The sequence below is a fragment of the Aeromonas intestinalis genome, from assembly GCF_054052485.1.
This window is the reverse complement of the sequence record NZ_JBSTYK010000006.1, coordinates 228,974-255,346: the sequence shown is the minus strand read 5'-3', so window position 1 is coordinate 255,346 and position 26,373 is coordinate 228,974. Positions and strand designations below refer to the sequence as shown.

Here is a 26,373-nt window from a genome sequence, read left to right as displayed (position 1 = left end):
TACAACTTGGGCGCTGGCGTCAGGCTTGATGGCCCCGAAGGGTGTCACTCGGGCAGAGACTGTCGCTGGGGGAGGCTGGACGGGAGGATTCAGGGGCGACATGGCCGCCCCTGTGATGGCAAGGAGGGAACTCAGTGGGCTGAATCGTTGCCCTGGCAGGCTTCGGACTCCTTGTTGGCCGCCCACCAGGGCAGCAGCTCGTCGGCCAGCCATGACTGGTAGGCCTCGCTGTCGCTGGCGATGAGCGAGTCCAGCTCGCCTTCGAAGGCACCCATGGCCTGGGCCTGATCCGGGCCGCGCAGGGCCTGGGCCATGGCCAGCCAGCTGCTGCCGCGTCCGGTCTCGTTCAGGAAGCGGTGCACCGTGTAGGACCAGGAGTAGACCATCTCACCCCCCTTGTCGTAATCGAGGTGCAGGATCTCGGCGAGGCTGGGGCGCTCGCCCGCCGGACGGGCGCTGACGTTGTCCAGCCCGCGGGCGAAGCACTGGCCGTGGGCGATGAACTCCGCCAGCCCTTCCGACCACCAGGTGGTGCGGTTGAGGGGGTAGTGGCCGAAGCTGCCGTACTGGTTGAAGCGGCCATCCAGATAGTGGACGTACTCGTGGCGCAGGTTCCACACCTGGAAGGCGGGGCGTTTCCACTCCGCCTCGTAGGCGAAGAAACGGGCCTGGTTGCCCGGGCGCGCCGGATCCCCCTCGAGGTAGATGCCGCCGTTGTCGGTGGAGACGCCGCCAAACAGGGCGCTGCCGTAGCGTTTCCAGTCGGCGGAAGAGTCGAAGATCACCAGCTCCAGGGCCTCGTTGAGGTCATCCGCCACCGGCTGGCCGCCGGTCTCCATCTGCTGGTGGAACTGCTGCTCCTCGGCCCCCAGCTCGCGGCAGATCCCCTCGGCCTGGTTCATGGTCAGATCCTGGGCCCGCAGGCGCAGGGTGGGGGAGCAGGTGTGCTCGAATGGCAGCACGTCTTCAACCCGCACCGGGGTGCAGAGCCCGGCGAAGTCACCGCTGATGCAGGCCTCGCTGGTGCGATCCGTGTAGGTCAGGTAGTAGGTGGAGAGGGTCAGCGACATCTCTTCCAGCAGGTCCGGGCTCTGGGAGCCCCCAGGGATCAGGCCGTGGTGGCGGATCTGGGCGATGACGGCCTCATCCAGCCCCTTGCGATAGGTCTCGGCCTCGTCCGGACGGGTGTAGCGCACCACCCGGTAGAGGCGGGTGTAGGCATCCAGCACGTTGTTGAGCAGGAAGAGATCCGGGCCGTCCCGCCCTTGCCACAGGGCCAGCTCGCTCATGCCGATGGCACGCAGCTGCTTGCGCAGCTCAGCATCCTGCTGGCGGAAGTCGGCGGCGAAGGGGGTTGCGTAGTCGCTGGCGAAGTCGATGAAGTTGAGCAGATCGAACAGGACGGTCGCCCAGGGATGGCGGCCGTTGATCTCGCTGGCGTGGCGGGTGCTGTAGGCCAGCATCTGGTTGAACTGGCCGAGCAGAGTGCCGAACCGGCTCTGCACCGCCGGGCTCCTAAACTGGCCGTGCAGGGCGATGCTCCAGGCACTGATGACGCCCCCCACCTCATCGCTCGCCTGCTCGGGATAGAGCAGGGGATGGGCCCCGAGGGCGGTCAGCGCCTCGGCCAGGGCTTCGGCGGCGGCGGGGCCATCCTCCCTGTGCTTGCCGTAGTTGTGATAGTTGTGGGCGCGCACGTACTCCAGCAGCAACTTCATGGCCGGGTGGGCCGGCTGGTTGGCCGCCAGCAGGCTCTGGATACCGCGGGAGACCGCCAGCAGCTTGGCGTCGTCGTGGCCATAGTTCTCCTGCCAGACGGGGGCGGGCTGGCCGCTGGCATCCTGCACTATCCTGGCCGCGTCGGCGTCCAGCAGATCCGTGCCCGGCAGTTCGGGTTCGGAGCAGGCACGGCCATCGGCACGGCGGCAGTCGAGCTGTTCCTCCTTGCTGGCCAGTATGATGGGACGATTGAGAGTCCGGCTCTCCTGCCATTCGGCCGTCTCTGGCAAGGCTTGCCACTCGCTCCCCCCGACCGGGTATTGATAGCCGGTATCTTTGAGCATCACCTGCACCTCGCTGCCGGCGGGCAGAGTCTGGCGGCAAACCCGGTAGCTGATGGTCCTGGTGCCTTCTGTGCGGGTTTGGGGTTCGTCGCACTCCTGCTGGGCCTTGGCCTCCTCCAGCAACCAGCTGTATTGGCGCCAGATGTGCAGTTCACGCACCTGGCTGGCGGCCTGGCTGCCAGCCACGGGTTGCAGGCGGAAGAAGATCTGCTCGAGCCGGCCATCCCGCTCGTTGGGGGTCTCCTCCAGCACGCTCAGCTGTTGCCACTCCCGGGGGTGATACTGCCATGTCTGTTCGGTACAGCGGCCATCGTCGCCGAGTTCACAGCGATCCAGCTCCTGTTCGCTGTGACCGAGGACGATCCGCTCCGCCAGCGGCAGGCTATCTTGGCGCGGGGCGGTCGGTGTCCCCGCCAGGGGCTCCCAGCGGCCCTGTTTCAGGCCATAGCCGAAGTCATAGCTGCTGGCAGGGATCGCCTTGCCCACCGGCACCACCTGCTCGCAACTGAGGTAGCGGATCTGCCTGCCCTGCTCGACCCTGACCCTGGGTTCGCCACACTGCCGCTCGGCCAGGGGGGCGAGGTCGGCTGTCTGCCAGTCGAAGCGGCGGTAAACCCGCAGCCGCTGATAGGGGGCGCCGCTGTCGCGGGCGCTCAGCTCGTAGGTGACTTCGGTGAGGCGATCCCCCAGCTGGCGGCTGGTCTCGCCGTCCAGTTGGTAGTGCCGCCAGTCGGTGCTGTAGTTGGCCAGCGCCGAGGTGGCGAGCAGGCTTGGGGCTGCCAACAACAGCAGCCGGGTACCCAGGTAGTTCATGTTGATCCCTTTGGTGGATGGATGGGCGTGGGGGACTAGGGAGGGTAGTGGGTGCCAAAGGAATATCAATTGGCCAGCTGGGCCGGGGCAATCATGCCTTTCACATGCAAGATGGCAAAGTCAGCCCCATTAGGAGCCATATCGATAGCAAGGGCTTAGCCCTATATGGGGGTAGGCAGCGGGGCATGGAGGGAACAGGGGCGAAGGTCCGCCCCTGGCGGGTCAGCTCGAGGCGGCCAGGGCGGCGAGCCGGGTGCGGGAGGGTTTGAGGTTGCCGCCGAGATCCGGCCAGGGCAGCCAGCGATCCGGCACCATGAAGCCGGGCAGTGACGCTCTGATCCAGGCGCTCATCTCGGCGACGTCGATGGCTTCCTGGTGCCAGTCGATAAAGGCGGCGGGGCGCTGGCCCCACTGCTCGTCCGGGATGGGGACGACCAGGGCCTGGGCCACGGCGGGGTGATCCACCAGCCGCTGCTCGATGGCCTCTGGCTGGATGTTCTCGCCGCCCGAGATGAAGAGATTGTCGAGTCGCCCCTCCACCACCAGTGCACCGTCCGGGGTGAAATGGCCCTTGTCCCTGGTGTGGAACCACCCCTCGGCGTCCAGCGGCAGCGCCCGCCCGCCCGCCTGGAAGTAGCCGGCAAACAGGGTGGCACCGCGCACGCAGATCTCTCCCTGCCGGATGCAGACCTCCCGCCCGGGCAGGGGGTGGCCCACCACCCCGGCGCCGGCGGGCCGGCCGGTGCAGACCTGGCTACCCATCTCCGACAACCCGTAGCTCACCTTGGGGGTCAGCCCCAGGGATGCGAGCCGGTTCACCAGGGGCTCCGGGATGGCGGCGCCGCCGAGTAGCAGCTCCCGCAACCGGGTGCGGGCGGGATCGAAGCCCTGGGCCAGCAGGCGCCAGAGCTGGGTCGGTACCAGGGAGAGGTGGGTGATGGGCTGGCGCTCCAACCGATCCTTGAGGGGCTGGCTGCGATCGTCCAGCACCAGCGCAGCCCCCGCCAGGAAGACCCGGAACAGGATGGCGTAGCCGCCGACGTGAAACAGCGGCAATGACAACAGCCAGCCGCACGCCTCATCCAGGGGAATGAGGGTGCTTGAGCCCCTCGCCGAGGCGAGGTGGTTGGCGAGACGGTGCACCACCGCCTTGGGCATGCCGCTCGATCCCGAGGTGAGGATCATGTTGCTCTGCCGCCCGGGAATCAGCAGCAGCGGCTTGTCCCCTGCCTCCAGCTCAGCCTCGAAATCCAGTGTCAGCCCTTGCCAGGGGCCATTTGGGATCTCGCTCGCCGACCAGAAGGCGGCGACTGCGAGCTGGCTCGCCAGCTCGGCCTGTCGGCTGAGGGGGAAGGCGGGGTTGAGGGGGCAGAAGACGATTTGGCTGCGAATGCAGGCCCAGGCCAACAGAACATCTGCCTCGGCACCACGTACCACGGCAGCCAACCTGTCGCTGGCCCGTAAACCAGCAGATGCCAACTGCTCGCAGAGGGCGTTGAGCCTCAAATCCAGCTGTCGGTAGCAAAGCGGCCGTGCCTGCGACGTGGCGGCGTGGATGGCGATCCGCTCCGGAGCCAGCCGGGCCCAGTGGCGAACCGGGCAGGGCTCGGTGACCTGCCCGGCGGGGGACTGGGCCTCAGTCACGGTGAAACAGGGGCTTGAGCTGCGCCAGATCGGGGTTGCCCTGCTTGTCCAGCAGATTCCCGGTCAGCCAGCGACGGGTATCCAGACCCGGCGCCTGATCCGGTGCCCACTCCCCGGCGAGGCGGGCGAGCTGGCCGAGGCCGACGCCGGATTCGAAGCAGGAGGAGACGATAACCTTGAGTCTCAGCTCCCGGGCTCGGGCTACCAGGGCCTCGCTGTTGGCGAGGCTGCCCAGCAGCATGGGTTTGAGCACCAGCGCCTTGAGCTGGGGGATGGGCTGCCAGGCTTCTCCCTGGCTCAGCAGTTCGTCCAGCGCCACCGGCATGTTGGTGCGGGCGGCCACGAAGGCGATGTCGTCGAAGCGGGCGCAGGGATCTTCCAGGTATTCGATCCGGTTCGCATCCAGGTGGCCGCAGAAGGCCCAGGCCTCCTCGCGGGTCCAGCCCTGGTTCGCATCCAGCACCAGCTTGAGATTGGGGCGTCTGTCCAGCAGCAGGCGGATCAGCGCGAGTTCATCCCGCATGGGGTAGCGGGCCACCTTCAGCTTGGCCTTGAGAGGGGTCTCGTGCAGCCACAGCTTCCAGTTCTTGAGCAGCTCCTGGGGAGAGCCCTGAATGAGGGGGTAGGGGTCGGGCAAGGTGGCGATCTGTTCAGGCCACTGACGCCGGGCACAGTCCAGGCCAAATTGCACCGAGGGCAGGCGGGGGGCGATGGCTTCACCCCTCGCCAGCTGTGTCAGACAGGCGATGGCCTCGGTCTGGGCCTCGGCCAGGGTCTCTTTGGAGAAACCGGGCAGGGGGGCGATTTCCCCCCAGCCGTCGTCGATGCGCACCAGCAAGCCCTCGCGCGCCGCCTCCACCTTGCCGTGAAAGGTCAGAGGCTGGATAAAAGGCAGATGGTAGCGATAGAGGGCGAGTGTCATCAGGGGTTCCGCTTGTATTTGGAGAAGTCGGGACGGCGTTTCTCGTTGAACGCGTTGCGCCCTTCCTGACCCTCTTCAGTCATGTAGAACAGCATGGTGGCATTGCCCGCCAGCTCCTGCAAGCCGGCCTGGCCGTCGCAGTCGGCGTTCAGGGCCGCCTTCAGGCAGCGAAGGGCCATGGGGCTGTTCTGCAGCATCTCGCGGCACCAGCGCACGGTTTCGCGCTCGAGCTCAGGCAAAGGCACCACGGTGTTGACCAGACCCATGTCGAGGGCTTGCTGGGCATCGTACATGCGGCACAGGAACCAGATCTCGCGGGCCTTCTTCTGGCCGACGATGCGGGCCATGTAGGAGGCGCCCCAGCCGCCGTCGAAGGAGCCGACTTTCGGGCCGGTCTGGCCGAACTGGGCGTTGTCCGCGGCTATGGTCAGGTCACACATCATGTGCAGCACGTGGCCGCCACCGACCGCATAGCCCGCCACCATGGCCACCACGGGCTTGGGGCAGGTGCGGATGTCGCGCTGGAAGTCCAGCACGTTGAGGTGGTGGGTGCCTTCGTCATCCCGGTATCCACCGTAGTCGCCACGGATCTTCTGGTCGCCACCGGCGCAGAATGCCTTCTCGCCGAAGCCGGTGAGGATGATGGTGCCGACCTGATCGTCGTAGCGTGCATCGGCCAGGGCCTGCAGCATCTCCTTGACGGTGCGGGGGCGGAAGGCGTTGCGCACCTGGGGACGGTTGATGGTGATCTTGGCAATGCCATCCTGGGACTTGTGATAGAGGATGTCCTCGTAACCGGCAGAGCAATCCTGCCATTCGATAGGAGCGTAGAGTTCCGCTTCCGTCATTGCTTCAATCATGTGCACTCTCTTGTGGTTGGTCGGCCCGCAGGGGCAGGCCGGAATGGATCGGGGCCGGACAGGTCGTCGGCTCAGGTGCTGCCTAGCCAGTCACGCAGGCAGGCGGCGAAGCGTTCGGGTTGGTCGGCGTGCAGATTGTGGCCGCCATCCAGCGCCAAGTGATTGATATTGCAACCCTGCTCCACCAGCTGGCAAGCCAGGCGGTGGAATTTTTGATCCCGGTTGCCGGAGATCCAGGTCAAGGGCAAGCCCGTGGATGCCAGCCAGGGGGCGAGATCCGGCTGCTTGCCCAGCGACGTGGCCCGCAACATGGCGGCTACCGCCCGGCCATCATTGCCAAGGCGCCTGGCCAGCTGTCGCGCCCGTCCATCCTCGTCGAGATCCGCGAACACCGGCTGGCGATACCAGTCTGCCAGCACCTCGGCCAGGGGCTCGTGCTCGAAGCGACTGGCCCATCCCTCATCGTGGCGGAGGCGGGCGGCCCGCTCGGCCTCCGGCAGGCCCGGATGGCAGTTTTCCAGCAGCAGGGCCTGCAGCCCGGTGGGGAATTGGCTGGCGTGATAGAGCGCCAGCCGCCCACCGAGGGAATAACCCGCCAGCCGGTAGTGGCGGATGCCGCGGGTTTCGAGTTCGCCGCTGAGCCAGGCGTTGGCCTCGTCAAAACCGTCCACCCGCAAATGCTGGTTGCGGCCATGGCCCGGCAGATCCAGTGCGTGGCAATCGATCCCGGGCAGGGCGTCGATCACGTCCTGCCAGTCGCGGCCATCGCCGAGCAGGCCGTGCAGCAGTACCAGCGGCAGCCCACGACTGTCCGGATTAGAGGCCACGGATGGCGTTCCCCAGTGCTTTCAGATCCTCGGCCACTTCCTGATGTTCTGGAACCTTGATGTCAGTGGCCACGAATCGCATTTCCCAATGCCTTCAGATCCTCGGCCACTTCGTTGCTCGGTACCTTGATTTCAATCAGCGTTACGCCTTTTTCCAGGGCGCTGGCGTAGACCTGCTCGAATTCGGCCAGCGAGGTGGGGGCCCGATAGGCGAGGCCGAACATGGCGGCGGCGTGCTCGAAATGCAGGCCGTGGGGCAGGCAGTAATAGGTCTCCAGCAGTTGATCCTGGGTCGGCACCGGCAGCAGGCGGAAGATGCTGCCACCGTCGTTGTTGAGCAGGATCACCACCAGGGGTTGGCTCCCCTTGCGAAGCAGGGCCAGGCTGTTGAGATCGTGCAGGGCGCTCAAGTCCCCGAGCAGCAGGGTGGTGGGCTCATCGCTGCCCTGCTCGACCGATTGCGCGAAGCCGTAGGCCGTGGCGATGAGGCCGTCGATGCCGGAGGCGCCGCGATTGGTCATCACCCGGCTGGGGCCCTTGCCGGTTTCGCCCAGCATGTCCATCAGCCGGGCGGGCATGCTGTTGCCGACGAACAACTGGCCCCGGATCAGTTGATTCAGACGGTGGCAGACCCCGAGCTCGGAGAAGCGATCGCAGGCGGCGCGGATCAGCTGGCTGGCCCCTTGCTGGTGTTCTGCCAGCCGGTGCCAGGGTCGTTGCGCCTGCGCCGCAGGGAGCGGGTGAGTGGCGACGAAGGCGGCGGGTTCGCACAGCAGGCGGCGGCGCAGCCGGTAATCGGGATCGAGGCGCGCCGGCTGCGGGTCCACCAGCCAGTAATCCTGCCAGGAGTGCTGCCTGATGAACTGGCCGAGGCGCTTGGAGACGAGGCGGGCGCCAAATTGCAGCAGCACCTCGGCGCGGGCCAGTTCACCCGCGAAGTCGCCACTTTGCAGGGCGAGATCCATGTGGATGTGGTTGCGGCGGTCAAAGCGGATCTGGCTCTGCAGATCCGCCAGCAATGGCCAGCCGAGGCGTTCTGCCAGTTCGGCCACCGCCTCGCCCTGCGCCGGATCCTGGATGCGGCCGGCGACGATGACGCCGCGCTTGCCCGTCAGCGCTGCCCAGTCGGCCTGGGGAGGGCAAGCCTGCTCCCCCATCAGCCAGGGACTCCAGGGTTCACCGGAGTGCAGCCAGTCCCCCAACGGCGCCAAGTAGTCGCCAAACTCCTGATAGTGCTCACCCGGGTAGAGGGGTTCGGGGTACATGCAGTTGAGATGCACCGGCCCCGGGGTGCGCGCCTGTTGGGCCAGGGCCTGATCCACCGAGCTCAGCACGAAGGCGGCGGGAATGGTCTGGGTGGGGCTCGGCAGGTTGAGCTGATAGACGGGATAGTGGCCGAAGATCCCCTGCTGATTGATGGCCTGGTTGGCGCCGTTGTCGATGAGCTCGGGAGGCCGGTCGGCGGAGAGAATGATGAGGGGCACGCCGGTCAGCTGGGCCTCGGCCACCGCGGGCCAGAGGTTGGCCACCGCGGTGCCCGAGGTCATGATCACCGCCACCGGTCGCCCCGTCCCCTTGGCGAGCCCGAGGGCCATGAAGCCCAGACCCCGCTCGTCGAAATGCAGGTGGCGACGAAAACCCTCATGGGCGGCGGCGGCCATGGTCAGCGGCGCGGAGCGGGAGCCGGAGGCCAGGGCAATGTCCCGCACGCCGAGACGATGGAGCTCCTCCAGCAGGAGGGAAGACCAGACGTGGTTGAAGGTGGCGTGTTGAGTGGCAAAGGCTGGGCGCGCGGACATGAGGCTCTCGCAGTGAGGAAACGATGGAAAACGCTATCCCAGCAGGGAGAGCACGTTGGCTATCTTGTTGTCGAGTTCGGCCCACTCGGCGACGGGTTCGGATCCCGCCACTATGCCGGCCCCGGCGTACAGGCGGAGGGTCTGCCCCTGTACCAGGGCACTGCGGATGGCGACGGCGAACTCGGAGGTCTCCCGGCTCAGCATGCCACAGGCGCCGGCATACCAGCCCCTGTCATAGGGCTCGTATTCGCGCAGAAAGGCCAGCGCCGATTCGCGCGGTGCGCCGCCCACCGCCGGGGTGGGGTGCAGGGCCTCCAGCAGTTGCCAGTCACAGACCTCGGGGTGGAGGTCGGCCTCGATGTCGCACTTGAGGTGCTGCAAGAGTCGCAGCTTGAGGATCCGTGGCTCGGTCAGGCTGGTGTGGCTGGTGAGGGGGGCCAGGCGGTTCAGGATATCCGCATGAACCAGTCTATTTTCCAGCCGGTTCTTGCTGTCGGCCAGCAGCTCCGCCGCCAACCGTTCATCGGTGGCCGCATCCCCGGAGCGGCGAATGGTGCCCGCCAGCGCCTCGGTCAGGAGGTGGCGCCCCTCGCGGCGATAGAGACGCTCGGGGGAGCAAGAAATGAATGCCTGGGCCGGGGTAAACTGGAAGCCGAAGTGGAAGCACTCCTGGGCATGGCCTGCCCACTGGGCCAGCAGGGACCAGGGAGAGAGGGGGGACTGGCTAGTGTCAATCTGCGCCAGACTGCTCTCACGGGAGAGCACCACCTTGGGGGTGTGGGCCTGGGCCGCCGGGCTGGTGACGGCCTCGACCAGCTGTTGCCACAGGGCCGGTGAGGGGCAATCCTGCCGCTGCCAGTCCCGCTTGTGCAGCGCGGGCAGGGGGGATTCCGGCAGCAGGGCATCGAGGGCCGATCCGGCGGCCCGCAGTTCGGCATCGAATGCGTCGACCTCATCCCGTGTCGGCAACCAGAGGTTCAGGCAGAGGCTGACACTTTCCCCCCGGCGCACCAGCTCGATGCGTGGCAACACGAAGCGGCAGGGGCCGAACCCGGGCCAGCCGGGCTGAGCGGGATCAAACGCCAGACCGCCATAGTAGCGGGGGCTGTCATCGCTGTCGCCGTCGATGCTGTCGCAGACCCGGCGGATGTCCTGGGGGCGGGTCAGCTCGTGGATGCAGCCGAGGGCCACATACTCCGGGCTCTGGGGGCTGCGGGCCTGCCAGTAGATGCGGGGATAGAGGGTCTGCGCCGCCAGCCAGCCCAGGAAGGATTGCACCGGTGCCGCCACGCGCAACCGCACGAAGCCGCTGACATTGCTGTGACGCAGGGCGTCCAGTTGTTGCTTGATATGGGTCTGAGCCAACATGGATGTCTTGTCTGAGCCGGATAATGGCGATCGCTCCGGGGGGAGGATGGCGCAGGTTGATGCCAAAGGGCGATGATTTCCTATATATTATCTGCCCATTCTTCCATGTAAATTGCCCGAGGGAGCTCAAAGCGTTCCCACGGGGCCAAGTATACCGAAATCCGGTTCGATAACCCTTAACACGATCAATATCTGATTGTTTGGCCATCACAATATGACAAATACCTTCTCTGTTTGGCTGTTGGCGGCGCGTTTGCGAACACTGCCGCTTGCCTGTTCCTCCATCTTGCTGGGGTCGGGACTGGCCGCCAGCCGGGGTGCCTTCGACGGCACCATCATGGGGCTCTCCCTGTTGACCGCCATCCTGCTGCAGATCCTCTCCAACCTGGCCAACGACTATGGTGATGCGGTATCCGGCGCCGACAACGGCGAACGGATCGGCCCCCAGCGTGCCGTGGTGTCCGGTCTCATCACCCGCAAGCAGATGTGCGTGGCCATGGGGATGACGGCGCTGGCGGCCATCGTCAGCGGTCTCGCCCTGCTGGCCTGTGCCTTCGGCGAGGCCTGGCAGCAGATATTGCTGTTCATCCTGCTGGGAGGGGCGGCCATCGTTGCCGCCATCACCTACACGGTGGGCAAGACCCCCTACGGCTATCGCGGTTTCGGTGACATCTCGGTGTTCCTGTTCTTCGGTCTGCTGGGAGTGCTCGGCTCCTACTACCTGTTCACCCATACCCTGCAGTGGGATCTGCTGCTGCCGGCCACCGCCTGCGGCCTGCTGGCGACCGCCGTGCTCAACATCAACAACGTGCGGGACATCGAAACCGATGCCGCCAGCGGCAAGATCACCCTGGCGGTGCGCCTCGGCCGCAACCGCGCCATCGCCTACCACTGGGCCCTGCTCGGGGCGGCAGTGCTGGCCACCGTCGCCTTCCTGCTGACGCAGAACGCCGGTCTCTGGCCCTGGATCTTCCTGCCCGCCCTGAAGCCCCTCACCGATGCCGCCCGCACCCTGCGACTGAGCTTCGATGGGGAGGTGTTGACCGGCGCCCTCAAGAAGACCGCCATCAGCGCCTTCCTCTACAGCCTGCTGCTCTCCACCGGTCTCGCCCTCTCCTGAGGGGAGATGACAGGTATGAGGCCCCGCGAGGGGCCTTTTTTGTGGCCGCTGCCGCCGCTTTTCTCAATTCATTCAGCCATATCCGGGTGGTCGCCTTCGGCCGCCCGTGATCCGGTCGTCAATATTGAGAAATTGTGCCGATGGCAGGCCTAGTTGTGACGAGCCCCGATTGTGGCACTCCTCGGATTGCTATAGAGATGTAACCGTATCTGACTGCTTGTGTAAAAAATCCATGGAAGGAGCACAAAATGGACAAGTTGGGAAAACACCTGGGATGGGGGTTGCTGGCACTGGCCGGCGCCTGCTCCCTTGGCTATATCGCCCTCAACCGGGGTGAACAGATCAACGCACTCTGGATAGTGGTGGCGGCGGTGTGTGTCTATCTCATCGCCTATCGCTATTACGGTCTGTTTATTGCCAAGCGGGTGCTGGCGGTGGACAGCACCCGCATGACCCCGGCGGTGCGTCACAACGACGGTCTGGACTATGTGCCGACCGACAAGAAGGTGCTGTTTGGCCACCACTTTGCCGCCATCGCCGGCGCCGGCCCCCTGGTGGGCCCCGTGCTGGCGGCCCAGATGGGTTATCTACCCGGCATGCTCTGGCTGCTGGCCGGGGTGGTGCTGGCGGGGGCGGTGCAGGACTTCATGGTGCTGTTCGTCTCCACCCGTCGGGATGGCCGCTCCCTCGGCGAGCTGATCAAGTCGGAGATGGGGCCGACGGCCGGGGTCATCGCCCTGATTGCCACCTTCATGATCATGGTGATCATCCTGGCGGTGCTGGCGATGATAGTGGTCAAGGCGCTGGCTCACAGCCCCTGGGGCACCTATACGGTGGCCTTCACCATACCGCTCGCCGTCTTCATGGGGATCTACACCCGCTACCTGAGGCCGGGGCGCATCGGTGAAGTCTCCATCATCGGCCTGGTGTGCCTCATCTTCGCCATCGTCTCCGGTGGCTGGGTGGCCGAGAGCGAGACCTGGGCCCCCTACTTCGATTTCGACGGGGTGCAACTGACCTGGATGCTGGTGGGTTACGGCTTCGTCGCCTCCGTGCTGCCGGTCTGGCTGCTGCTGGCACCGCGGGACTACCTCTCCACCTTCCTCAAGATCGGCACCATCGTGGGTCTGGCCATCGGCATTCTGGTGACCCAGCCGACCCTGCAGATGCCGGCGCTGACCCAGTTCGTGGACGGCACTGGCCCGGTCTGGGCCGGGGATCTCTTCCCCTTCCTGTTCATCACCATCGCCTGTGGCGCCGTCTCCGGCTTCCACGCCCTCATCTCCTCCGGTACGACACCGAAGATGCTGGCCAACGAGAACCAGGCCTGCTTCATCGGCTACGGCGGCATGCTGATGGAGTCCTTTGTCGCCATCATGGCCCTGGTCTCCGCCTGCGTCATCGATCCGGGTGTCTACTTCGCCATGAACAGCCCGATGGCGGTGCTGGCACCGGCGGGCACCGCCGACGTGGTGGCTTCCGCCGCCGCCGTGGTGAGCGGCTGGGGCTTCCAGATCACCCCGGAGACCCTGACCCGCATCGCCAGCGAAGTGGGGGAGCAGAGCATCATCGCCCGGGCGGGCGGCGCCCCGACCCTGGCGGTGGGCATGGCCTACATACTGCACGGCGCCCTCGGCGGCTTGATGAACGTCGCCTTCTGGTATCACTTCGCCATCCTGTTCGAGGCGCTGTTCATCCTCACCGCAGTGGATGCGGGCACCCGGGCCGCGCGCTTCATGCTGCAGGATCTGATGGGGGTCATCTCCCCGTCCCTCAAACGCACCGACTCCCTGCCGGCCAACCTGCTGGCCACCGCCCTGTGCGTACTGGCCTGGGGTTACTTCCTTCATCAGGGTGTGGTGGATCCCCTCGGTGGCATCAACACCCTGTGGCCGCTGTTTGGCATCGCCAACCAGATGCTGGCGGGGATGGCATTGATGCTCTGCGCCGTGGTGCTGGTGAAGATGAAGCGCCAGGCCTACGCCTGGGTCGCCCTGCTGCCCACCAGCTGGCTGCTCATCTGCACCCTGTCGGCGGGCTGGGAGAAGACCTTCAGCGACAATCCCAAGCTCGGCTTCCTGGCCATCGCCAACAAGTTCCAGGCCATGATCGACAGCGGCACCATTCCGGCCCAGTACACCGAATCCCAGCTGGCCCAGCTGGTGTTCAACAACCGGCTGGACGCGGGGCTGACCCTGTTCTTCATGGCGGTGGTGGTGATCCTCGCCTTCTTCTCCCTGAAGACGGCCATGAAGGCGCTGCACGATCCGCAGCCGACCGCCAACGAGACCCCGTATCAGCCGATGCCGGCGGGCAAGGGGGCATCCTCCAAGTCGGATGATGACGGCGATCTGGCCCCCAGCCTCAAGTAAGGTGACTCCACAAACCGGCATCCCGGTGCCGGTTTGTGGGCAAGCGGTTCAAGGAGCAACCATGTTCGATACCCTGGCCAAGGCGGGCAAATACCTGGGGCAGACCGCCAGACTCATGGTGGGGGTGCCCGATTACGACAACTATGTGCAGCACATGCGACTGACCCACCCGGATCAGACCCCCATGAGCCACGACGAGTTCTTCCGCGAACGCCAGGATGCCCGCTATGGCGGCAAGAATGGCGGGCGCTGCTGCTAATCCTTTTGCTGTAGGATCCTTTCATGACCCAGGCTATTGCAGTCACCCTTGATTGGACGGTTTTCTCGGCGTGGCTGGGAGCGGCCACCCATCCCTTCCCCACAGGACTTCCATCATGACGCAAGTTGTAGCCGTCACTTTGCTGACCGGTTTTCTCGGCGCCGGCAAGACCACCCTGCTCAACCACTATCTGCGCCACCACGCCGATGCCTCGGTGGCCATCCTCGAGAACGAGTTCGGCGCCGCCAATATCGACGGCGCCTTGCTGGAGGGGGGGGCCGGGGTCAGCGTGGTGGAGCTCAGCAACGGCTGCGTCTGTTGCAGCGTGCGGGGTGAATTCAGCGCCGCTCTGAGCGATCTGCTGGCCCGGCGGGCAGCGGGAGAGCTTCACTTCGAGCGGCTGATCGTCGAGACCACGGGGCTTGCCGATCCCGCCCCCATCATCCAGACCTTCTTCGTGGAGGAGGGGCTGCGGGACGCCCTGCGCCTCGATGCCGTGGTGACCCTGGCGGACTGTGAACACATCGGCCGCCAGCTGGACGAGCATCCGGTGGCGGCGGCCCAGCTCGGCTTTGCCGACCGCATCCTGCTCACCAAGACGGACAGGGTGGATGAGGTGGCGCGGGCAGCCGCCATCGCCCGCATCCACGGGATCAATCCCAGGGCCGAGATCCTCGACATCGTGCAGGGGGAGTGCCCGGCTGCGCTCTGGCTGGATCTGGACGCCTTTACCCTGAGCGATGATCTCGGTCTGAGCTCGGGTTTGCGTATCGTGCGGGGGGGAGGCCAGGGCTTCGAGGCCTTCTCGCCTCTCTCGGCCCGACCCCGCTCCTGGCACGATGCCATCGCGGCCCATCTGTTCGAGGGGGGCGAGCTGGATTTGAAGCGGGCAGGTGCCTTCATGGAGGCCTGTGTCGAGCAGCACGGCAACGACATGCTGCGCTACAAGGGGGTGCTGGCCATCGCTGGTGAACCGCGCCGTCTCATCGTGCAGGGGGTGCACAGGGTGGTGGGGTTCGACTATGGCTCTCCCTGGGGAGAAGAAGCGCCACGCTCGCGGCTGGTGATCATCGGCCGTTACCTGCCGACCGAGGCACTGCGAGCCGGTTTTGCCGAGGCAGGGCACTGAGGAGACAGATCGATGCGCGCGTCGCTGAGAGAGAAGATGCTCCGGGTCTGCCAGCAGAAGATCGCCCAGAAAGGGGAGGGAGTCGGCGTCTCCTTCTACGCCTTCTTTGCCAACAAGAATGAGGATCCGGCGCTACTGATGGAGGCGGCGACCTGGTGGATCCAGACTCATCGACTGGACCATTTCGAGAAGGCCAGCAAGATCATCCGCCTGGTTGAAGCGGAGTAACCGGGCGGGATAAAAACGATAAGGGCTCCTGATGGGAGCCCTTTCTTTATTAGCCTGGCTGATGATGATGCTAGCCGCGGGAGCCGCCAGCCTGGGTCGCACCCGCCGGACGACGGGAGAAGATCAGGGTGTCCAGCAGCCAGATGACCACCATGGAAGCCCCGACCAGAGGGAAGGCCAACCCGAGCAGTACCAGCACGGCGATGGCGCCCCGCATGGGGGGAAGCTTGGCGGGCAGGGGCGGTGCGGCGAGGCGGCCCTGGGGACGGCGGCTCCACCAGATCCAGAGCCCGCTTACCGAGCTGGCGAGGACCATCAGGCAGATGAGGAACATGGCGAGCTGATGGGGCCAACCATACATCTTGCCCATGTGCAGCATGACGCCGGTCTCCACCACCTTGGCGACCGGGCCGTAATCCTGCCAGCGCACGTCCGCCAGCACCTTGCCGCTGTATTGATCGATGTGCAGGGTGGCGTCGTTGCGTGGATCGTCGGCGAAGATGGCGATGGTGTAGACGCCAGTCTCCCCCGAGGGGGGCGTGATGCTGTAACCCGGGACGACCTTGCGCTCGCTGGCGATGTCGACCACCTGTTGCAGCGGGATGCGGTGGCTGGCCATCACCATGCCCTCGTGACCGCCGTGCCCCATGGCACTGTGATCATGACCCTCGCTGGCGGGCTGGGAGCTCGGCATGGGGGTGCTCTCCATGGCCCAGGGCACCGTCTGCTCATGGGCATGGTTGAGGCTGCGAGCAAGCGGGGCGGATTTGGGCACCTCGTTCCACATGGCGGCCGGGAAGCGATTCCAGAGGTTGGCAAACTGATCCCCCCAGAACCCCGTCCAGGTCATGCCGCTCAGCAGCAGCAGCAGCAGGAAGCCCGCTCCCCAGAAGCCGACCACGGCGTGCAGATCCCGCCACCAGAGTCGTCCCCGCTGGTGCATTCTGGGCCAGAGGATGCCGCCGACGCCGGGTCCCTTGCGGGGCCACCACAGATAGAGACCGCTGATGAGCAGCACTATGCCCCAGCCGGCGGCCAGCTCGATCAACCGATCGCCCGTGGTGCCTATCATCAGCTCGGCGTGGAGGGCCCGCGCCACCGCCTGCAGATTCCACTTGTTGTCCATGGTGCCGAGCAGGGCGCCACTGGCGGGATCCATGAACAGGGTCAGCTCGCTGCCCTGGCGATGGACCACTATCTGGGCGCTGGCATCCGGCGCCGTGGGGGGAAAGTATTTGCGCAGGCTGGCATCCGGCATGGCGATCACCGCCTTGGCCAGCAGTTGATCCGCGCTCAGGGTCTGGGTGGCCGGTGCAACCTTCATCAGATCGGGATACATGAGATTGTCCAGCTGAGGCTTGAACAAATACACCATACCCGTGAGGGAGAGCAGGATCAGGAAGGGCGCGACGAAGAGGCCGGCATAGAAGTGCCAGCGCCAGATCCGCTGGTAATGAGTCGCGTCGTGGTTTTTCATCTCAGATCCTTGCGGTCGGGGTGAAGGTTTCAGCTGGTGGAAGGTTTGCTGGCGCGGATGATAGCAGCAACGTTTTGTTAACTGCAATAAAACAGCGCCGAGCGCTCGGGGCCTGGCCTTTGTTCGCAGCGCCCGTGTTGGCGAATAGAACCTAATTTATTGATTACAAAAATAATTGTAGTGATGAAATGGGTGGCAACTGATTACTGTGTCAGTTATTTGTGGCATATTGATGGGGTGAGCAGGGTAGCGGAAAATCCAGGAGGAAGTTGTTGTGTATTTGCAACCGCACGGTCAATTCGAGTTGCAGCAGCGGGAACGGGTGCTGCTCTGTCGTCCGATTGGCGCGTTCAACCTGGCGGGGGCCATGGCCTACGAGGCCGAGTTCAGTCGGCGGATCGCCAGCCTGAGTCAGGCTCCCTGGGGGATCGTCGAGATAGCGACCGAGTTCGAGGCTGCCGGTCCCGACGTCCTTGCCCGTTTTCGCAGCCAGTTTGGCTGGTGCGCGGCCAACGGCTGCGCCTTTCTGGCGGTGGTGATGGCAGGGGGCTTCAAACAGTATCTGGCGGAGCGGGTCTTTGCCGGTCTGCCATTTCAGGGCGTGCATTTTTGCGAGAGTGAAGAGGAGGCCATGAACTGGGTCAGGGAACAGCTGGCCGCACTGGACGGCAGGCTCCGCGTTGAAGAACCGGTGTCATAGAGGCGCCAGCTGGCAATCAGTTCAGATGGATGAACCACTTGTCCCGCTCGTCGATGCAGTCCGGCTCGCCCATTTCGAATTCCCGGCAGATGAGGGGGCGCACCTCATAGATACGACACATCATGGTGTTGCGATCCAGCGCCGCACACCAGCCATCCTCCAGCCGGTGCATCACGGGCACCTCTCCTTCCCGTTCCTCCACATAGCGATCCGGTACACCGGTATCGGTGAACAGCATCACCTCGAGGCGACAACAGCAGGCCTCACAGTTCTGGCAACTCACTTCGGGTAGTGTCTGTTGGGTCATCTCATCACCCTTGTGGTCATGGCATGGAAAAATGAAACAGGCGCCACATCGGCGCCTGCGTCTGGCTCATGGCGGGAGTCTTAACCCAGCTTGCGGGCACGGTAACTGCGACCCTTGATCTTGCCTTCCTGCAGCCGCTTGAGGGCGGCACTCGCTACCTGGCGTTTGACCGCCACGTAGGAGTATTGCCCGGAGATCTGGATCTTGCCGACCTCGCTGCCGGCAATGCCGCCTTCCCCGGTCAATGCGCCCAGGATGTCGCCGGCGCGCACCTTGCTCTTGCGGCCCGCATCGATGGAGAGGGTCACCATCTGTGGCGTGACGGGTTTGAGCTCGCGCCCGATCTCGCTCAGATCCCCCTGGGGAATGGGCGCCTCTTGGTACTCTTCGATGAAGTTGACACGCTGGGCCTCATTGGGCTGATAGAGACTCAGGGCCAGACCCTGCTGGCCGGCACGGCCGGTACGACCGATTCGGTGCACATGCACCTCGGGGTCATAGGTCAGCTCATAGTTGATGACGGCGCCCAGCTCCTTGATGTCGAGGCCACGGGCGGCCACGTCGGTGGCGACCAGGATGGTCGCGCTGCCATTGGCGAAGCGCACCAGCACCTGATCCCGCTCCCGCTGTTCCAGATCGCCGTTCAGCGCCAGTGCCGAGAAGCCCTTGGCGGCCAGGTGTTCGGCCACGTCGTTGCAGGCGCGCTTGGTGTTGCAGAACACCACGCAAGAGCTCGGTTGATAGTGGCTCAGCAGCCAGGTCAGGGCGTCGAGGCGTTGACCGGCGGGCACTTCATACAGCTTCTGTTCGATGGCGCTGCCTTCGTGCAGGGACTCCACGCTCACCTCCACCGGGTTGTGCTGTACGCCGCGGCTCATCTGGGCGATCCCCTCCGGATAGGTGGCGGAGAACAGCAGAGTCTGGCGACGGGCAGGGGCATGGCTGATGACCCGGTTGATGTCTTCGCCAAAGCCCATGTCCAGCATGCGATCCGCCTCATCCAGCACCAGGGTCTCCAGACTGGAGAGCTCAAGGGTGCCTTGCTCCAGGTGCTTGAGGATGCGTCCCGGGGTGCCGACGGCGATGTGGGCACCGAAGCTCAGGGTCGCGGACTGGGGGGCGGTCGGGGTGCCGCCGCACAGGGTCACCAGCTTGACGTTGGGCATGGCGCGGGCGAGGCGACGGATCTCGGTGGCCACCTGATCTGCCAGCTCGCGGGTCGGACAGAGCACCAGGGCCTGCACGTCGACACGGTTGACGTTGAGACGGGAGAGCAGGCCGAGGCCGAAGGCGGCGGTCTTGCCGCTGCCGGTCTTGGCCTTGGCGATGAGGTCTTTGCCTTCCAGCACCAGGGGCAGGCTTTGGGCCTGGATCGGGGTCATCTGCTGGTAGCCCAGGCTGGCGAGGTTCTCCAGCAGGGCGGGGGAGAGGTTGAGGCTGCTAAATTCGCTGTTGTTCACAAAAAGACTCTATTTCAAAGAAAACCGGGAGCGCGGTGCGCTTAAGGGGGCGCATTGTACCAGAAGTCATGCTCGCTGTGATGGATTGTGGCGGATTTTTGAGCGCAGCCCGGCTGCTCCTGGGTCAACGAGCCGTGTGATGTCTGGATGAATCCTGACTATGTCGACGGCAGGCTGACGGACATAGAGGGATGACTAATTATGCTCAAAGAATATAAACGTTTTTCAATCGAAAGTGATTAAATAAAGCAGAACAATATGCTTTAAGCAGGCATTTCCAAGCCATTAATTAACCTGTCTTTGATTTATTGGTGTATATCGATACCGGGTTTTAGTATTGCAAGTCGTTGTTTATATTGGTTGATGCGGACTATCTTGGTTAATTGAAACGTATTCTTGCAGATTAATTAATTTAAAAACGTTTGTATTATTCTGGGTACATATTTCTACTGCAAATTGTGATGCCCCTCCGATTTTTAAATAGGCAATTCCCTATGATGGCGCCGGTCAAAAATTAAAACTCACTCAGGTGCTACAGGTATGGAATACGTTCACTTTGTGCTCGGACTGGTGATGGTCCTCGCTCTGGCGTTGCTGGCAAACCGCCGCAACTGGAAGCAGATCAAGCTGCGTTATATCGGCCAGCTGTTGGTGGTTGAACTGGCACTGGCCTGGTTCATGTTGAACTCCGAAGTGGGTCTGGCGGTGGTGGGTGGTTTTGCCGCAGGCTTCACCAAGCTGATGGAATTTGCCAAACAGGGGACCGATTTCGTCTTCGGTGGTCTGATGAATGAGGGGGCGTTCTCCTTCTTCCTGATGGTGCTGATGCCCATCATCTTCATCTCCGTCTTGATCGGCATTTTACAGTACATCCGCCTGTTGCCGCTGGTGATCCGCGGTATCGGTACCGTGCTGGCCAAGATCAACGGCATGGGCAAGCTGGAGTCCTTCAATGCCATCAGTTCCATGATCGTCGGCCAGTCCGAGAACTTCATCGCCCTCAAAAACATACTGCCGCACCTCAACGAGAAGCAGATGTATACCCTGGCGGCGACCGCCATGTCGACCGTGTCCATGTCCATCGTCGGCGCCTACATGCAGCTGATTGAACCGCGCTACGTGGTCGCGGCGCTGGTGCTCAACATGTTCAGCACCTTCGTGGTGCTCTCCCTCATCAACCCTTATGAGCCTGACAACACGGTCACCGACGCCAAGAGCCTGGTAGAGGGTGACGAGCACCATAACCCGAAACGTCAGAACTTCTTCGAGATGCTGGGGGAATACATCATGGCCGGTTTCTCGGTGGCCGTGATCGTGGCGGCCATGCTGGTCGGCTTCATCGCCCTGATCGCCCTGGTGAACTACCTGTTTGAGGTGGCCTTCGGTGTCAACTTCCAGCACGTGATGGGCTACATCTTCTACCCCATCGCCTGGATCCTGGGTATCCCAAGCGGTGAGGCTCTGCAGGCTGGCTCCATCATGGCAACCAAGCTGGTGACCAACGAGTTCGTGGCCATGATGGATCTGGGCAAGATCGCCGCCGAGCTCTCCCCGCGCACCGTTGGTATCCTCTCCATCTTCATGGTGTCGTTCGCCAACTTCAGCTCCATCGGCATCATCGCCGGTGCAGTGAAAGCGCTGAACGAAGAGAAAGGCAACATGGTCTCCCGCTTCGGTCTGAAGCTGGTGTACGGCTCCACTCTGGTGAGCCTGCTCTCCGCCGTGATCGCCGGTGTGATGATCTGACAAGTCGCTCTTGTCTTGCCAACAGCCCCCTGCCCAGGCAGGGGGTTGTTCTTTTGTGATAGGAAGCATCGATATACGGTCTCGTGCTGTATGGGGGTGACCAGAAAAATGAAGAGGCCGCCAATGTGGCGGCCTCTTTGTCTGGGGCAAGGACCCCATCGCAGGGACGATGAGGCGATGCCGGTTATTTAAGGACAGGTGACGGTATTACTGGTCACGCCATTGAGGGTGGCCTGGTAAGTCACCTGCTGGGTCAACAGCAGTATGTCGATATTGTTGAGGGTTACCCCGAGCACGACACCATTCTTGCTCCAGGTGACGCTGTTGCTGACATCAAGCGTGCTGCCATCAGAGAAGCTGGCGACGGCCTTGCGGGTCACTATGTTGGCAATCGGGAGGCCGAGCAGCCCGAGCTGGACCTGGGTGGTGCAACTGGCCGTCAGGCTGCCGAGAGTCGCTGCCGTGATGGTGATCGGCTTGCTGTCTGAGCCGGTCAGGAAGCTGGCACTGATATTGGCATTGCCTGCCGCCACCCCATGTGCAACCCCGGTGCCGGTGACGGTCACCACGCCAATATCGTCACTTTGCCAATGGGCAAGGGCGCTGACATTCTGGGTGGTCAGGTCACTGAAGGTTGCTGTCGCCTTGAGCTGTACCTCGTTTCCACTCGCCAGATTGGGGATGGTTTCTATGCTGAGCGAACTCACAGTTGCAGCCGTTGCCGCGATGTTGATGGTGGATGTGATGCCGCCCAGAGTGCCGCTGATGTTGGCAGAACCCACGGCCAGAGCCTTGATCTGGCCGCTCGCATCCACGCTCACCAAGGCGGGAGAGCTGCTGCTCCAGCTGGCCTGGCTGGTGACATCCACCACCGTATTGTCGGAGTAGGTTGCCAGCGCCCTCAGTTGACCATTGGTACCCAGTGCCAGGGAGGCCAAGGGGGTGCTGATCTGGATGGTACTGACCGTTGCCGCCGTGACCGTGATGATCAGGGTGCTGGTCTGCCCGCCAAAACTGCCGGTGATGGTGGCAGTCCCGGGGGATACTGCCGTCACCTCTCCATTGGTATCGACGGTGGCGACGTTGCTGTCACTGCTGCTCCAGGAGATCAGACTCGAGATGTTCTGGCTGCTGCCATCGGAGTAGTTGGCAACGGCAGTCAACTGGGTCTTGGTGCCGGCCGCCAGGGTCGATGCCGTCGCCGACAAGTCGATCTGGTTCACGCTGGCACTGGAGACGCTCAGGCTGACTGGATTGCTGGTGACGCTACCCACGCGACCGGTGAGGGTGGCATTGCCAATGGTGACCGCGGTGACTTCACCGGACAGGTTGACGGTGGCGACACCGATATCCGAGCTGTTCCAGGCCACCAGGTTAGAGATGTCCTGAGTCGTGCCATCGCTATAGGTGGCGATAGCCGTCAACTTGCCTTTGGTACCCTTGGCCAGGGTGAGAGTGGGAGGGGTGAGCTGGATCTGGCCGATGGTGGCGTTGGTGACCGTCAAGATTGTCCCGGCACTGGTCACGCCATTGACGCTGGCAGTGATGGTACTGGTACCCACCGCGACCCCGGTCGCCAGACCCTGGGTATCGATGGTGACCTTGGTCTGATCGCTGCTGACCCAGGCAGCCTGGTTGGAGACATCCAGCGTACTGCCATCGCTCAGCACCGCCTGGGCCTTGAACTGGACCGAGCTGCCCTTGGCCAGAGTGCCACTGCCGCTATCGAGGACGACCTGGACGTTGCTGATGGTGGCATTGGTGACCACCAGCAATACAGTATTGCTGCTGACGCCTTGGAAGAGGGCCGAGATGTTTGTTCCTCCTGTACTGACCGCAGTTGCCTCACCGTACTGGTCTATGACCGCCACACTGTTATCCGAGCTAATCCAGCTGACCTGGTCGCTAACATCCTGCGATGAGTTGTCGCTGAAGCTGGCGATGGCCTGGAATTGCAACTTGGTGCCTGCAGGCAGGGAGGCGGTGGGCGGAATGATCTGCAACGAGGTGGCGATGGCATTGGTTATGGTCAGACTGACACTGCGGCTGACGGAACCTAGGGTGGCGGTGATGCTGGCCTGGCCTATGCCGTTACCCGAGATCTGTCCCTGACTGTCTACGCTGGCGATGACGGGGTTGTCGCTGCTCCACAGTGCCTGAGCCGATACGTCCTGAGTCGAGCCGTCGCTGAAGGTGGCGATGGCCTGCAGCTGACTCTTGGTACCGAGGGCAATGGTCGAGACGGCAGGAATGACTTGTAGGGCGGTAGGGCTGGCGTTGTTGACCTGAATGCTGGTAGTCGCGGTGACGCCGAGCAGGGTGGCGGACAGCGTCACTGAACCCGCAGCGACACCGGTCACCAGGCCTGTGCTATCGACTGTGGCAACGGCGTTGTTGCTGCTCAGCCAGGCGATTTGGGAGGAGACATCCTGGGTGCTGTTGTCGGCAAAGGTGGCAATGGCCGTCAGTTTGGTGGTGGTGCCGATGGCCAGTTGCACGGAGGCCGGAATGATCTGGATCTGGCTGACGGCCAGATTGACGGCAGAGACACTGGTTTGGCCAGTGACGCCCAATATGGTGGCCGTCACAGTCGCATCACCAGTATCGTTTGCGGTGATTTTCCCCTGGCTATCGACGCTCAGCACGGATGGGTTGTCACTCTGCCAGCTGGCCTGGGTCGACACATCCTTGGTGGTATCGTCCGAGAGGGTAGCAATGGCTTGCAACTGCAGTGACAACCCCTTGGCGAGCTTGGTGGTCGGGGGAATGATGGAAACCTGGGTGGGGATGGCATCCGTGATGGTGAGCTCCGAGCTATTGCTGGTGACTCCCTGATAGCTGGCTGTGATCACCGTCTCACTGACCTTGAGTGTCTTGGCCAATCCCATGGCATCTATGGTCGCGATGCTGGTATCGGCGCTGCTCCAGCTGGCGACGTCAGTAATGTTGGCGGTGCTGTTGTCGCTATAGGTGGCGATGGCCAAATATTGGGTACTCAGGCCAAGGGGGGTGCTGGGGTTGGCTTCTGCCCGGGCCTGATTGCCTGCGGTATCGCCAGATATATCTATTTTGGTGATAGTTTTGGCGGATGGATTCGTTGGTTTGGTGCCTCCCCCTCCGCCTCCTCCGCCGCAGCTGAATAAGAAGAAGGTAAGAAACAGCGAAAGAAATACTGTCATTGGCTTGCTCATGGATATTCCCCTTTAATCTCTGTGCTTAAGGTAAGAGGAGATTCACCCTGATGAGGGGACAGCGAATCCTGCAGAGATATTTATCTCTGTTTTTGTTGAATGACATGTTTTATCAATGTGCTGATTTATCTGTATTAAATTCTAGTGATAGATGCTTTTTATGAGACAAGCCCTCTTTTCTATGTGGGTGTGAATGCTAAGGGTGTGAATCCTAGATGACCGCTATGGATAAATTTATTATTTGTGGTTTGTTAATATGTCTAGGTCAGGGGAAGGGGTATTTCAATGGCTATTGATATAATTAAAAGTATTGCTTTGTAACAAATCGCCGTTCTTTGGTTATATTGATGAACCGTTCTGCCGGTGGAGAAGGGCGGCAATCAGGTATCGATGGCCTTGGTGTGAACCATGGCATGAGGACAAGACTTAGGTGAGACAGCAGGCTGGACGAAACTGGATGGAAAGGGATGACTTGAGTCCATGGGCCGGCAAGCCAAGCCCATGGTGGCAAGAGGAGCGCTGTGCTGGGTCAAGTCAGTTTGCCCTTGAGCAACCATCTATCCAGGGCGTTGGCGAAGCGCTGTTTGTCGGCGGCATTGAAGGGCGCGGGCCCACCGGTCTGGATGCCAGCCGATCGCAGCTCCTCCATGAAGTTACGCATACCGAGTCTGGCCTGTATGGTTTCGCGGGTATAGATCTCGCCGCGAGGATTGAGTGCTTCGCCACCAGCGTCGATCACCCAGGACGCCAACGGAATGTCGCCGGTGATGACTAGGTCACCGGGTTTAACCTGCTGCGCTATCACGTGATCCGCCACATCGAAACCTTTCTCCACCTGCTGCGTCTTGATGAAAGGAGAGGGAGGCACGCGCAGCCCCTGATTGGCCACCAGTGTGGTAACGACCTGAGTGCGGTGAGCGGCACGGTAGAGGATCTCCTTGACCGGGAGAGGGCAGGCATCGGCATCGACCCAGATGGGCATGGCATGGTTTCCAATGGTTCACACGAGGGGGCACATATTAGCATGGTTGGCCGAGAGGGGCTGCCCGGTGCTGAGCCAGGCCGCGCTTTCGTGTAAGCTGACCCGATGAATCGACGCGAAAAGGATGAGTGGATGGATCGGGTGCCCAGTGATGTGATTTACGGCCTGACGTTGGATGGCAAGGGGGGCATGCAGCCTCTGGCGGTGGGGAGCGAGATCCCCGCCGCCGAACCCAGCTGGTTGCACCTGGATTACGGCAATCCGGAAGCGGCTCGCTGGCTGCTGCAGACGCCGCTCATCAATGAGGTGGTCCGTGAATCTCTGCTCGGCCAAAGCAATCGCCCCAAATTGGTCCGGATGGGGGAGACGGTGCTCCTGATCCTGCGTGGTATCAACCACAACAAGGATCACCGCCCCGAGGAGATGGTGGCGCTGCGGATCTACATCACCCCCGATCTCATTCTGAGCAGCCGCCGTCGCCCCCTGCTGTCTGAACGGGATGTGTTCGAACAGCTGAAACTGGGGGGCGGGGCCGACTCGCCAGCTGACTGGCTGGTGGAGATTTGCGATGCCCTGACCGACCGGGCGGGGGAGTTTGTCGAAGAGTTGCACGATCAGATCCTGGAGCTGGAAGAGCAGGTTCTGCTGCGGGATCTCCCCCCCAACGGCCGTCTGGCCAGGATCCGCAAGCAACTCATCATGATCCGCCGCTATCTCTCCCCCCAGCGGGATCTGGTGGCCCGTCTTGCCAACGAGAAGATCAGCTGGCTGGATGAAGATGACAGGCGCCGCCTGCTCGATATCGCCGATCGCCTGCGGCGCTGGCTGGACGATCTGGATGCTGGAGTGGCCCGTACCGCCGTGCTGGCGGACGAGATCAACAACCTGATGGCAGAGGCGACCAACCGCCGCGCCTACCAGATGTCGGTCATGGCGCTGCTGTTCCTGCCGGCCAGCTTCCTGACCGGTCTGTTCGGCATCAACCTGGGGGGAATGCCGGGGGCCGAGAGCCCAGCCGCCTTCTGGATCTTCAGCGGCTCCCTGCTGGCGCTGGCAGTCGGGCTGGGCGTCTGGCTCAAACACAGACGCTGGTGGTAAGGAGCGCA

The 26,373-nt window shown here is 63.1% G+C and carries 20 protein-coding genes; 8 read left to right on the top strand and 12 right to left on the bottom strand.

The window, feature by feature from the left end; translation table 11 throughout:
* Positions 1–131: 131 nt before the first annotated feature.
* From ACW5W7_RS10165 to ACW5W7_RS10135, 7 genes are all read right to left on the bottom strand, one after another.
* Positions 132–2,876, bottom strand: a complete 2,745-nt coding sequence (locus tag ACW5W7_RS10165; protein ID WP_456501604.1) for a collagenase — start codon at positions 2,874–2,876, stop codon at positions 132–134.
* A gap of 222 nt (positions 2,877–3,098) precedes the next feature.
* The gene (locus ACW5W7_RS10160) at positions 3,099–4,520 is read right to left on the bottom strand and encodes an AMP-binding protein (protein WP_456501603.1); all 1,422 of its coding nucleotides are present in this window, start codon (positions 4,518–4,520) and stop codon (positions 3,099–3,101) included.
* A complete protein-coding gene (menC, locus tag ACW5W7_RS10155) occupies positions 4,513–5,442 on the bottom strand; it encodes an o-succinylbenzoate synthase (RefSeq protein ID WP_456501602.1) in 930 nt (309 codons plus the stop codon). Before menC ends, ACW5W7_RS10160 begins: the two co-directional genes overlap by 8 nt.
* Positions 5,442–6,302, bottom strand: a complete 861-nt coding sequence (menB, locus tag ACW5W7_RS10150) for a 1,4-dihydroxy-2-naphthoyl-CoA synthase (RefSeq protein WP_434664480.1) — start codon at positions 6,300–6,302, stop codon at positions 5,442–5,444. Before menB ends, menC begins: the two co-directional genes overlap by 1 nt.
* 71 nt (positions 6,303–6,373) lie before the next feature.
* The gene (gene menH, locus ACW5W7_RS10145; protein ID WP_456501601.1) at positions 6,374–7,129 is read right to left on the bottom strand and encodes a 2-succinyl-6-hydroxy-2,4-cyclohexadiene-1-carboxylate synthase; all 756 of its coding nucleotides are present in this window, start codon (positions 7,127–7,129) and stop codon (positions 6,374–6,376) included.
* Positions 7,130–7,191: 62 nt separating this feature from the next.
* Positions 7,192–8,928, bottom strand: coding sequence for a 2-succinyl-5-enolpyruvyl-6-hydroxy-3-cyclohexene-1-carboxylic-acid synthase (menD, locus tag ACW5W7_RS10140; RefSeq protein WP_456501600.1), 1,737 nt, complete (start codon positions 8,926–8,928; stop codon positions 7,192–7,194).
* A 33-nt stretch (positions 8,929–8,961) separates the two neighbouring features.
* A complete protein-coding gene (locus ACW5W7_RS10135) occupies positions 8,962–10,296 on the bottom strand; it encodes an isochorismate synthase (RefSeq protein WP_456501599.1) in 1,335 nt (444 codons plus the stop codon).
* Between the two features lie 214 nt (positions 10,297–10,510).
* Here ACW5W7_RS10135 and ACW5W7_RS10130 point away from each other — a divergent pair, with 214 nt between their 5' ends.
* The 5 genes from ACW5W7_RS10130 (at position 10,511) to ACW5W7_RS10110 (ending at position 15,404) form a co-directional block, all read left to right on the top strand.
* On the top strand, positions 10,511–11,416 hold the full coding sequence (locus ACW5W7_RS10130; protein ID WP_349919911.1) for a 1,4-dihydroxy-2-naphthoate polyprenyltransferase: 906 nt from the start codon (positions 10,511–10,513) through the stop codon (positions 11,414–11,416).
* 248 nt (positions 11,417–11,664) lie between these two features.
* Complete coding sequence (cstA, locus tag ACW5W7_RS10125; protein WP_456501598.1) at positions 11,665–13,788, top strand: pyruvate/proton symporter CstA; 2,124 nt, start codon at positions 11,665–11,667, stop codon at positions 13,786–13,788.
* A 61-nt stretch (positions 13,789–13,849) separates the two neighbouring features.
* Positions 13,850–14,047: a YbdD/YjiX family protein gene (locus tag ACW5W7_RS10120; RefSeq protein WP_290019660.1), complete on the top strand. Its 198-nt coding sequence runs from the start codon at positions 13,850–13,852 to the stop codon at positions 14,045–14,047.
* A gap of 115 nt (positions 14,048–14,162) precedes the next feature.
* Complete coding sequence (locus ACW5W7_RS10115; RefSeq protein ID WP_456501597.1) at positions 14,163–15,176, top strand: CobW family GTP-binding protein; 1,014 nt, start codon at positions 14,163–14,165, stop codon at positions 15,174–15,176.
* Positions 15,177–15,188: 12 nt separating this feature from the next.
* Positions 15,189–15,404, top strand: a complete 216-nt coding sequence (locus ACW5W7_RS10110) for a DUF6500 family protein (protein ID WP_349919907.1) — start codon at positions 15,189–15,191, stop codon at positions 15,402–15,404.
* 70 nt (positions 15,405–15,474) lie between these two features.
* On the opposite strand, the gene ACW5W7_RS10105 is transcribed toward ACW5W7_RS10110, so the two are convergent.
* Positions 15,475–16,881 carry a PepSY-associated TM helix domain-containing protein gene (locus ACW5W7_RS10105; protein WP_456501596.1) on the bottom strand — a complete coding sequence of 469 codons (1,407 nt, stop codon included), beginning with the start codon at positions 16,879–16,881 and terminating at the stop codon, positions 15,475–15,477.
* A gap of 274 nt (positions 16,882–17,155) precedes the next feature.
* Here ACW5W7_RS10105 and ACW5W7_RS10100 point away from each other — a divergent pair, with 274 nt between their 5' ends.
* Positions 17,156–17,581 carry a hypothetical protein gene (locus ACW5W7_RS10100; protein WP_349919904.1) on the top strand — a complete coding sequence of 142 codons (426 nt, stop codon included), beginning with the start codon at positions 17,156–17,158 and terminating at the stop codon, positions 17,579–17,581.
* 16 nt (positions 17,582–17,597) lie between these two features.
* Here the strand turns inward: ACW5W7_RS10100 and ACW5W7_RS10095 are convergent, their stop codons facing one another.
* On the bottom strand, positions 17,598–17,888 hold the full coding sequence (locus tag ACW5W7_RS10095) for a YkgJ family cysteine cluster protein (RefSeq protein WP_349919903.1): 291 nt from the start codon (positions 17,886–17,888) through the stop codon (positions 17,598–17,600).
* A gap of 80 nt (positions 17,889–17,968) precedes the next feature.
* Positions 17,969–19,348 (bottom strand): ATP-dependent RNA helicase DbpA, encoded by a 1,380-nt coding sequence (gene dbpA, locus ACW5W7_RS10090; protein WP_456501595.1) that lies wholly within the window; start codon positions 19,346–19,348, stop codon positions 17,969–17,971.
* 540 nt (positions 19,349–19,888) lie between these two features.
* On the opposite strand from dbpA, the gene ACW5W7_RS10085 reads away from it, so the two are divergent.
* Positions 19,889–21,094, top strand: a complete 1,206-nt coding sequence (locus ACW5W7_RS10085) for a NupC/NupG family nucleoside CNT transporter (protein ID WP_456501594.1) — start codon at positions 19,889–19,891, stop codon at positions 21,092–21,094.
* A gap of 188 nt (positions 21,095–21,282) precedes the next feature.
* Here ACW5W7_RS10085 and ACW5W7_RS10080 read toward each other — a convergent pair whose 3' ends face one another.
* Together ACW5W7_RS10080 and ACW5W7_RS10075 are read right to left on the bottom strand one after the other, a co-directional pair.
* Positions 21,283–24,078 carry a beta strand repeat-containing protein gene (locus ACW5W7_RS10080; RefSeq protein ID WP_456501593.1) on the bottom strand — a complete coding sequence of 932 codons (2,796 nt, stop codon included), beginning with the start codon at positions 24,076–24,078 and terminating at the stop codon, positions 21,283–21,285.
* Positions 24,079–24,814: 736 nt separating this feature from the next.
* On the bottom strand, positions 24,815–25,267 hold the full coding sequence (locus ACW5W7_RS10075; protein ID WP_456501592.1) for a YaiI/YqxD family protein: 453 nt from the start codon (positions 25,265–25,267) through the stop codon (positions 24,815–24,817).
* 105 nt (positions 25,268–25,372) lie between these two features.
* Here ACW5W7_RS10075 and zntB point away from each other — a divergent pair, with 105 nt between their 5' ends.
* Positions 25,373–26,365, top strand: coding sequence for a zinc transporter ZntB (gene zntB / locus ACW5W7_RS10070; RefSeq protein WP_434664468.1), 993 nt, complete (start codon positions 25,373–25,375; stop codon positions 26,363–26,365).
* Positions 26,366–26,373 lie beyond the last annotated feature (8 nt).